8 protein-coding genes are annotated in these 9,886 nt (G+C 41.4%); 6 read left to right on the top strand and 2 right to left on the bottom strand.

What is annotated here, in order from left to right:
- The first annotated feature begins 217 nt into the window (after nt 1–217).
- Both prfC and rlmB read left to right on the top strand, forming a co-directional pair.
- Nucleotides 218–1,798 (top strand): peptide chain release factor 3, encoded by a 1,581-nt coding sequence (gene prfC, locus EDC51_RS10725; protein ID WP_131928944.1) that lies wholly within the window; start codon nt 218–220, stop codon nt 1,796–1,798.
- A gap of 67 nt (nt 1,799–1,865) precedes the next feature.
- Nucleotides 1,866–2,603: a 23S rRNA (guanosine(2251)-2'-O)-methyltransferase RlmB gene (gene rlmB, locus EDC51_RS10720; protein WP_131928943.1), complete on the top strand. Its 738-nt coding sequence runs from the start codon at nt 1,866–1,868 to the stop codon at nt 2,601–2,603.
- A gap of 27 nt (nt 2,604–2,630) precedes the next feature.
- Here the strand turns inward: rlmB and EDC51_RS10715 are convergent, their stop codons facing one another.
- Both EDC51_RS10715 and rho read right to left on the bottom strand, forming a co-directional pair.
- Nucleotides 2,631–3,782: a cytochrome-c peroxidase gene (locus EDC51_RS10715; RefSeq protein WP_131928942.1), complete on the bottom strand. Its 1,152-nt coding sequence runs from the start codon at nt 3,780–3,782 to the stop codon at nt 2,631–2,633.
- Nucleotides 3,783–3,863: 81 nt separating this feature from the next.
- Nucleotides 3,864–5,126 carry a transcription termination factor Rho gene (gene rho / locus EDC51_RS10710; protein ID WP_015431785.1) on the bottom strand — a complete coding sequence of 421 codons (1,263 nt, stop codon included), beginning with the start codon at nt 5,124–5,126 and terminating at the stop codon, nt 3,864–3,866.
- A 235-nt stretch (nt 5,127–5,361) separates the two neighbouring features.
- Between rho and EDC51_RS10705 the strand changes: the two genes are divergently transcribed.
- From EDC51_RS10705 to hslO, 4 genes are all read left to right on the top strand, one after another.
- Nucleotides 5,362–6,801, top strand: coding sequence for a factor H binding protein domain-containing protein (locus EDC51_RS10705; RefSeq protein WP_131928941.1), 1,440 nt, complete (start codon nt 5,362–5,364; stop codon nt 6,799–6,801).
- Nucleotides 6,802–6,850: 49 nt separating this feature from the next.
- A complete protein-coding gene (locus EDC51_RS10700; RefSeq protein WP_249038493.1) occupies nt 6,851–8,290 on the top strand; it encodes a surface lipoprotein assembly modifier in 1,440 nt (479 codons plus the stop codon).
- A 61-nt stretch (nt 8,291–8,351) separates the two neighbouring features.
- Nucleotides 8,352–8,750, top strand: coding sequence for a ribosome-associated heat shock protein Hsp15 (gene hslR / locus EDC51_RS10695; RefSeq protein WP_015431782.1), 399 nt, complete (start codon nt 8,352–8,354; stop codon nt 8,748–8,750).
- Nucleotides 8,747–9,616: an Hsp33 family molecular chaperone HslO gene (gene hslO / locus EDC51_RS10690; RefSeq protein ID WP_025288902.1), complete on the top strand. Its 870-nt coding sequence runs from the start codon at nt 8,747–8,749 to the stop codon at nt 9,614–9,616. Before hslR ends, hslO begins: the two co-directional genes overlap by 4 nt.
- Nucleotides 9,617–9,886 lie beyond the last annotated feature (270 nt).

Raw genomic sequence — 9,886 nt, 5'->3', positions numbered from 1 at the left:
AGGCTGAAAGGTCTGCCTTTTGTTTTTCTTGCCGTGATTAAGCATTTGCCCGCAAAAGGAATGCAAGCGGTCAAATTCTGATAATCTTTTGCAAGCTATTTTTACAAAATAGTCATTGGTAAAGGTTGAGATACATTCATAAATCAAGGAAAATAACCAATTGTTCTTGCTACGGGCTGTATGTCACGCCCTCTATTTTAGGTACGAAAAAAATAATATGTCATATCCACAAGAAGTTAATAAACGTCGCACTTTTGCGATTATTTCCCACCCCGATGCGGGTAAAACAACCATTACTGAAAAAGTACTTTTATACGGAAATGCGATTCAAAAAGCAGGCTCTGTAAAAGGTAAAGGCTCACAAGCTCACGCTAAATCCGACTGGATGGAAATGGAAAAACAGCGTGGGATTTCCATTACCACTTCTGTGATGCAATTCCCCTATAATGATTGCTTAGTCAATTTGCTGGATACGCCCGGGCACGAAGACTTCTCAGAAGATACATACCGTACACTGACCGCCGTAGATAGCTGTTTGATGGTCATTGACAGTGCAAAAGGGGTTGAAGAACGTACCATTAAATTGATGGAAGTGACCCGTCTGCGAGATACCCCGATTCTTACTTTTATGAACAAGTTGGACCGTGATATTCGTGATCCAATGGAGCTATTAGACGAAGTGGAAAGCGTGCTAAAAATTAAATGTGCGCCGATCACTTGGCCGATTGGCTGTGGCAAATTATTCAAAGGGGTCTATCACATTGCCAAAGATGAAACCTATCTCTACCAAAGCGGACAAGGGCATACTATTCAGGACGTACGAATTGTCAAAGGTTTGAATAGTGCTGAATTAGACGATGCTGTCGGCGGCGATCTTGCCCAACAGCTGCGTGATGAATTAGAACTTGTACTCGGTGCGAGCCACGAATTTGAGCAAGAGGCATTCTTAAAAGGTGAATTAACCCCTGTATTTTTCGGTACTGCACTTGGTAACTTTGGGGTAGATCACTTCCTTGATGGTTTAACCGAATGGGCACCTGCACCACAGCCACGCCAATCTGATGTTCGAGAAGTCTCACCATCTGAGGAAAAATTCAGTGGCTTTGTATTCAAAATTCAAGCAAATATGGATCCAAAACACCGAGATCGTGTTGCTTTTATGCGAGTCGTTTCAGGAAAATATGAAAAAGGCATGAAGCTCAAACACGTCCGCATTGGCAAAGATGTAGTGATTTCCGATGCCTTAACCTTTATGGCGGGCGATCGTTCTCACGCAGAAGAGGCTTACGCAGGTGATATTATCGGTTTACACAATCACGGCACTATTCAAATTGGCGATACTTTCACTCAAGGTGAAACCTTTAAATTCACCGGTATTCCGAACTTCGCTCCAGAGCTATTCCGCCGTATCCGTTTACGCGATCCACTAAAACAGAAGCAGCTGCTCAAGGGCTTGGTACAACTTTCTGAAGAAGGGGCTGTACAGGTTTTTCGCCCATTGCTCAACAACGATTTAATCGTAGGTGCAGTTGGTGTGTTACAGTTTGATGTGGTGGTATCTCGCCTTAAAACGGAATATGGCGTAGAAGCGATTTATGAAACGGTAAATGTCGCAACCGCTCGTTGGGTAGAATGCAGTGATGCGAAAAAATTTGAGGAGTTTAAACGCAAAAATGAAGCGAATTTAGCCTTAGATGGTGGCGATAATCTCACCTACATTGCACCAACAATGGTCAATCTCAATCTCGCTCAAGAGCGTTACCCTGATGTAGTATTCTTTAAAACAAGAGAACATTAATAAAACAAGCGGCTCATTTTTTGCAAAAATTTGCAAAAATTGACCGCTTACATGCATGAGAAAAATTATGACCGACCAACTCTACGGCATTCACGCCGTAAAATCTTTACTTGATAACGCCCCTGAGCGTTTAATTGAAGTATTTGTACTAAAAGGGCGAGAAGATAAACGCCTACTTCCATTACTAAATGAATTACACCGCTTAGGCGTGTCTATTCAACAAGTAAACCGCCAAACGCTGGATAACAAAGCGCAAGGTGAAGTTCATCAAGGGATTATTGCTCGCATCACACCGGCAAAAGAATTAAATGAAAATGATCTTGATGCCATTCTAGATCGTAAAACCCACCCCTTTCTTTTGATCTTAGATGGCGTAACCGATCCACATAATCTTGGCGCATGTTTGCGAACAGCTGATGCAGCAGGAGTTGATGCTGTAATTGTGCCAAAAGACAAATCTGCACAACTGACATCCACCGCTCGCAAAGTTGCTTGTGGTGCAGCAGAAACCGTACCACTGATTCGAGTGACTAACTTGGCTCGTACCATGCGTGAATTACAAGCACGTAATATTTGGATTGTTGGCACGGCAGGAGAAGCATCTTCCAGCTTATATCAAGCTGATTTAAAAGGTGCAATTGCTTTAGTTATGGGGGCAGAAGGGGATGGAATGCGCAGACTCACACGCGAACATTGCGATCAGCTAGTCAGTATTCCAATGGCAGGTTCCGTCTCTTCCCTAAATGTTTCCGTGGCCACAGGCGTATGTTTATTTGAAATTGTACGTCAAAAATCAAATTGCTAATTAAGCGTGGGAGTTCGACTCCCACTATTATTCACCCAATAATGGCAAATAGCGCTCATCCGTCAGTATTTTTAAAAAAGCAACTAAAGCATCAATTTCTTGATCACTTAATGCTCTCCCCTTCAATTTATCCTGTGCCAATGTTGGAAGGTATTCTGGCATTTCCCAAGGTTTTCCGGTTTCTGGGTTTATCTTCCGGGCAGGATTATTAAAGTGATCAAAAAAGAGAACAACCGTTCGTAACTCGTTAAAAACACCATTGTGCATATAAGGTGCGGTAACCGCCACATTACGTAGTGTAGGAACTTTAAATTTACCTTTCTGTGCAACATCACCATTAACCGCGGGGTTATCTAGCAGCCCATTATCAATAAAATCTTTTGGTAAATTATTGTGGGAAATCAAGCGCTTGTTGCTAGGAACCCCAACATTATAATAGCGATAATTACTAAAAGTCTCTTCAGCTTGGTCTGGCAATTCATTTCGCCTATGACAATTACTGCAACTACTATTTGCCTTATCAAAAAACAGTGCTTTTCCCTTCTCCTCTAGCTCACTTAGCTTATACTGCCCACGAAGTGATTTATCGTAATAGCTATCAAAGGGGGCGAGTAATTTTTTCTGTTGCTGAAAAACCGCCAAAGCGTTTTCCATAGCACTATACACTTGCTCATAGCTTTGCCATACAGCAGCGCCATAATGTTGCGAAAATAAATTGACATACATCGGCACTTGCGCCAAGCGTTTTGCTACGCTTAATTTATCAGGCATGCCCATTTCTAATCGATCCAGCGGTGGCATTCCTGCTTGATTTTGCAAATGTTGTGCGCGCCCATCCCAAAATTGACCGCCAATATACTCTTGATTTTTTTCATCAAAATAAAAATCTGGCGAAAACTTGGCATACAACATCGTAGGAGAATTGCGTTTGCCAAAAGAAATTAAATCATCCCCTTGCGAAACCATTTTATTCGCACTCGTTTCTCGTGTATCAACAAAGGCATGATCGGGATTATGGCAACTCGCACAATTCAAATTCCCTTGAAAAGAAAGACTATTATCAAAAAAGAGAATTTGCCCTAATAATGCTTTATCAACCCCCTGTGCTGGCATAATGCGCGGCTCTTTTTCAAGCGCATAAACAGAAAGAGGAAGTAAACAAAACAGCCATTTCCGCATAGTATTTACTCACCAGATAAAAAATATCCCTTTGATTGAGAAAATAAAAAATCAAAGGGGATATAGTCTCGTTTTAAAAAATTACGAACGCTTCATGATCTCAAAAAATTCTGCGTTAGTTTTTGCTACGCTTAATTTATCAATAAGCCATTCCATCGCCGCCACTTCGTCCATAGGATTGATCACCTTACGCAGCATCCACGCATTGCGATGTTCTTCCGGCGACATTAATAAATCATCTTTACGTGTACCCGAGCGATTAAATTCAATTGCAGGGAACACACGACGCTCAGCAATTTTGCGAGAAAGGTGAAGCTCCATATTCCCCGTTCCTTTAAACTCCTCGAAAATCACTTCATCCATTTTGGAACCAGTGTCCACAAGAGCTGTCGCGATAATGGTTAAGCTACCACCTTCTTCAACGTTACGTGCGGCACCAAAGAAACGTTTTGGACGATGTAGCGCATTGGCATCCACACCACCTGAAAGAATTTTACCTGAAGCGGGGGTAACAGTATTGTAAGCACGTGCTAAACGTGTAATAGAGTCTAATAAAATTACCACATCTTTTTTATGCTCAACCAAACGTTTTGCTTTTTCAATTACCATTTCTGCCACTTGCACGTGACGAGTTGCTGGTTCATCAAAGGTTGATGCAATCACTTCGCCTTTTACTGAACGCTGCATTTCCGTTACCTCTTCAGGGCGTTCATCAATCAATAACACGATCAATTCACACTCTGGATAGTTGTGCGTAATGCTTTGAGCGATATTTTGTAGTAAAACTGTTTTACCTGCTTTCGGTGGTGCAACAATCAAACCACGCTGCCCTTTACCAATTGGCGCAGCTAAATCCACGATACGAGCAGTTAAATCTTCTGTTGAACCATTACCACGTTCCATTCGCAAACGGGAATTTGCGTGTAGCGGAGTTAAGTTTTCAAACAGGATTTTACTGCGAGAAACTTCAGGTTTATCATTATTCACCTCATCAACTTTAAGCAGAGCAAAATAGCGTTCACCTTCTTTTGGTGGGCGAATTTTACCTTCAATGCTATCCCCTGTTTGCAAATTAAAACGGCGAATTTGGCTTGGGCTCACATAAATATCATCCGGCCCGGCTAAATAAGAACTATCTGCTGAACGCAAAAAGCCAAAGCCATCTGGCAAAATTTCTAAAACCCCTCCGCCAAAGATATCTTCACCACTTTTAGCATGGTGTTTTAAAATTGCAAAAATAATATCTTGTTTACGCAAACGAGCTAGGTTTTCTAACCCCATTTGCCCCTCTCCGATCGCAACAAGATCAGAAACCGGTGTATTTTTTAATTCTGTAAGATGCATAAATATAGAAATGTTATTTGATTGGAATTCTGACAGGTATTTACCTGAATTGAGATGGCGAAGAATACAGCGATTTTGCGCATTTTGCAAATTATTTCTTGTTTTTGGGCGCTTGTTTGCTGATTTTTATGAAGAGAATAATAAAAGTACTTGCTGACTGGTTGTTTTTTTTTTGTACAATCCACTTGTGTTTTATACACATCTATTTTTGTTTATCTTACAAAAGGAACATTTTATGTCTATCAGAAAAACAACATTAGCTAGTTTGATTTTATTGGGTTTAACCGCGTGTAGTAGTGGTGGTTCGGGCGGAAGCTCAAATAATGTGGCAAAACCGAATACTCAACCGCAAACTACTCAACAGCAAACCGATAAAGCGGCGGCAGAAAAAGCAGCAAAGGATAAAGCGGAAGCAGAGCGTTTAGCCGCAGAAAAAGCAGCGAAAGAGAAAGCGGAAGCGGAACGTTTAGCGGCAGAAAAAGCGGCGAAAGAGAAAGCGGAAGCAGAACGTTTAGCGGCAGAAAAAGTAGCAAAAGAGAAAGCGGAAGCGGAACGTTTAGCGGCAGAAAAAGCGGCTAAAGAGAAAGCGGAAGCGGAACGTTTAGCGGCAGAAAAAGCGGCTAAAGAGAAAGCGGAAGCAGAACGTTTAGCGGCAGAAAAAGCGGCAAAAGAGAAAGCGGAAGCAGAACGTTTAGCGGCAGAAAAAGCGGCTAAAGAGAAAGCGGAAGCAGAACGTTTAGCGGCAGAAAAAGCGGCAAAAGAGAAAGCGGAAGCAGAACGAGAACGTTTAGCGGCAGAAAAAGCGGCTAAAGAGAAAGCGGAAGCAGAACGTTTAGCGGCAGAAAAAGCGGCAAAAGAGAAAGCGGAAGCAGAACGTTTAGCAGCGGAGAAAGCAGAGCAAGAACGTCAAGCGAAAGTGGCTCAATTAAAACCGATTGCGGCAGAAGCAGGATTAGATGAAGAGACAGCAGAGAGTTTAGCTGATCAGAATTCATCAAAAACGCCTGATGAATTTAAGAAGATTACTGAAGATTATAAATTGCAACTTGATATTGCACAGGCTAAAGGTATTTCAAATGGAACACATCCTGTTGGTTTAATTACTAATACTAAAGGATCATCAAGTGTAAGTACCTCTAATGCTCTTACAAGAGCAAACAGAATTCATAAGGTGGTATATAATCAACCGTATTCTGTTGTGATTGCCGATTATTCAGGAAATGTGGCTTATAACAATCAAACAGGACAAATTATCTCAGATAATCGTGCATCATCTATTCAAGTGAGAGGTTTAAAAACAACTGAAGAAGCAATTCCAAACGAAGGGAGAGCAACCTATGTTGGTAAAGCCTTTAATGGCACGATTAAGTCAGAATATGATTGGAATACTCGTGAATCTACGGAGAGTATTATTGAGGGTAAAACAACTTACAATGTAGATTTCAATACCCGTACAGGTTCAGGAAAAATTACCGGTTTAGGAGATGATGTTATCTTAGCACAAGGTGAAATTTCTGGTACAGGTATTACTTCTTCTGCCAGACAAAGCTACCGTACAGGTAATTACAACTTAGACTTCTATGGCAAAGAAGCCCAAGAAATTGGTGGGAAAGTGACTTTAGAAGGTAAAGATACGATCGGTTTCGGCGGCACTCGTGGCGATATCCAAAAATAGTCTTTTCTAACATTCAATGCCGTTTAACGCAAATTAAACGGCATTTATATTGACCGTATCTACCCATTTTCTTTGTCTTTATGAAAAAATATCCCCTTTTATTTTCGCTTTTCAGCCCTTTTTATGGGCGGAAACGGTAATTGAACATAACACCGACCCGATTTCGTTTGAGCGGCAGCCACAAGTGGTTAAATTTAAGCAAAATTTTGCGAAAAAGCCGCAAAAAACGACCGCTTACCAGCCTGCGTATTCATTTAATCAGAATGTTGAACGGCAAATTAACCAAGCGATTCTCAGCCAAGATTGGGCAACGCTTGAACCGCTTTTAAGCCGTTATCCGCAAACCAAAAATTTCGACCCGTTGTTGTGGCACTACGCCCACGCCGCACTTGCCTATGCGAAAAAAGATCATCAAACGGCGATTTTTCACTACCGCCAACTGTTAGCCAAGAACCCAAGTTTGGTTTATCCTCGTTTTGATTTGACGTTGATTTTGGCAGAAGATCAGCAATTTCGTGCGGCAGAAGAAGAATTTCAGCAACTTCAAGCCCATTTACCGCCGGAACTCGCTAAAATTGCCACCAATACAGAAGCCCAAATTGCTGAAAATGAGGCGTGGCAGCCCGATTTTTATCTGCAATATACCCAAACCGATAACGTGAATAATGCCTCATCTTCGCCGATTGTGAATGTGAATGGGCGGATTTTCCATAAAAATGAAGAGAGTTTGCCACAATCGGCAAAAGGTGTGCGTTATGGCTTAGGGTTGAGTAAATTGCACAACGTGAAAGGCAATCATTTTGCCGGTTTAACGCTTAATTATAGTGGGATTTACTATTGGGATAACCGAGATTACCGTGAGCAATCGGTGTTTGTTTCGCCGAGTTATAGCTACCGCACCGCTGCTTACCGGCTGACTTTTTCGCCGTTTATTGAGCAGAATTGGTTAGGAAGTAGCCGCTATAATTACCAATTTGGAGCAACGGTAAATGGGTTACGTTATCTCAATTCACAATGGTTGGTGTCGGGTCGTTTTACCCATTTGCAAAAACGTTATTTTGAGGAACTTACCGCAAGCCGTTATAACAGCTATCAGCACCAACTCGGTGGCGGTGTGCAGTGGCAAGCGGTTAAAAATGGGCGGTTTTTTGCAAATTTAGATGGCATGCGTGAAATTGCACGGGAAAAAGCACAAAGTTCGAATAAATGGCTAGCTCGAGTGGGAGCGGTTTTTCAAGGCGAACGCTGGGCAACACAGGCGAGTATCGGCTTTGGCAAGCGATATTTTGCGGATAAGCACTATTTGTTTGGCTATAAGCGGTTAGACACGGAATATCAAGCCAATTTAGCGGTTTGGAATCGTACTTGGCATTGGCAGGACATTGTGCCTAAGCTAAATTTCCGTTATCAGAAAATTGATAGTAACATACCCGATTTCTATACTCGTCAAAATCAAGAATGGTTTATCACATTAGAAAAACTATTTTAGACCTTGAAAAATCGCAACAAGAGCCTTATCTTGTGGCGATTGTTTTTCTATTGGATACAAAATGAAAAATCAAATACAAGATAATAGCGTGCGCTTAGATAAATGGCTTTGGGCTGCTCGCTTTTATAAAACCCGCAGTTTAGCAAAGGCAATGATTGAAGGGGGAAAGGTTCACTATAATGGACAACGTGCAAAAACCAGCAAAATCGTAGAGATTGGTGCAATCATTAGATTACGCCAAGGTAACGAAGAAAAAGAGGTGGCTGTGGTAGCACTAAGCGATCAACGCCGTGGAGCACCAGAAGCACAGAAACTTTATCGTGAAACTGAACAGAGTATTGAAGCCCGTGAGCAACGTAAAGCAGCAACACTTTCTATGCCCTATTCAGATCATCGCCCAAATAAAAAAGAACGGCGAGATTTACTTAAATTCAAACAGATCAATTCGGATATTTTATGACTTATACGCAAGACAATGACAAACTCTATCGCTACCTATTCCAAAACCGTGCAGTACGTGGCGAATGGGTGCGTTTAAACGACACCTTTACCGAAACACTTAACACCCATCACTACCCAAAAGCAGTGCAAAATTTACTTGGGGAAATGTTGGTAGCAACTAGCCTTCTAACCGCAACTTTAAAATTTGAAGGCACGATTACCGTGCAAATTCAAGGTGATGGTGCGTTAAAAATGGCGGTAGTAAATGGCAATGATAGACAACAACTGCGAGCTTTAGCAAAAGTAGAAGGCGAGATTAGTGATGATGCCACTTTACATCAAATGATCGGCAATGGTGTGTTAGTCATTTCGATCATTCCAGAAGAAGGGGAACGTTATCAAGGTGTAATTGGTTTAGATAAACCAACAATTAGCGAATGTTTAGAAGATTATTTCGCACGTTCTGAACAACTCCAAACGCATTTATTTATTCGCGTAGGGGAATTTGATGGTAAAGCGGTTGCAGGCGGAACATTGTTACAAATTATGCCAGATGGCACTGGTACACCAGAAGATTTTGAACATCTTTCAACCCTAGCAAGCACAATCAAAGAAGATGAACTTTTTGGTTTAACCGCTGAAGAACTGTTACATCGATTATTTCACGAAGAAACCGTTGAAGTTTATCCCGCCCAGCCAACTGAATTTAAATGTGGCTGCTCTCGTGAACGTTCTGGTACAGCAATTATGTTGCTACCAGATTTAGAGGTAGATGCAATGCTTGCTGAAAAAGATGGCGTCATTGATATTCAGTGTGAATGTTGTGGTACGCAGTATTTCTTTGATGAAACTGCTATCGAAGAATTACGTAAAGCTAGAACTTAAATAATATAATTATAACTGCTTTCTACAGCTGTTTTTTATATTTGATATATCATCTACTACCGCTTTGTATTATTCAAATACAAGCGGTTTATTTTCACTAAAAATCTGCAAAGGTGTAGCGGATACGTAGCAGATACAATAAAACATTTCGGATAACCCAAAACATCCATAAGCAAAAAACCCCAAGCCTTGCGACTTGGGGTTCCTTAAATTAAACCCTGATGTTGCCCTACTCTCACATGGGGAAACCCCACACTACCATCGGCGTTA

Source organism: Bibersteinia trehalosi (genome assembly GCF_004346205.1).
Lineage (GTDB): Bacteria > Pseudomonadota > Gammaproteobacteria > Enterobacterales > Pasteurellaceae > Bibersteinia > Bibersteinia trehalosi.
This window is presented reverse-complemented; position numbering and strand designations above follow the sequence as displayed.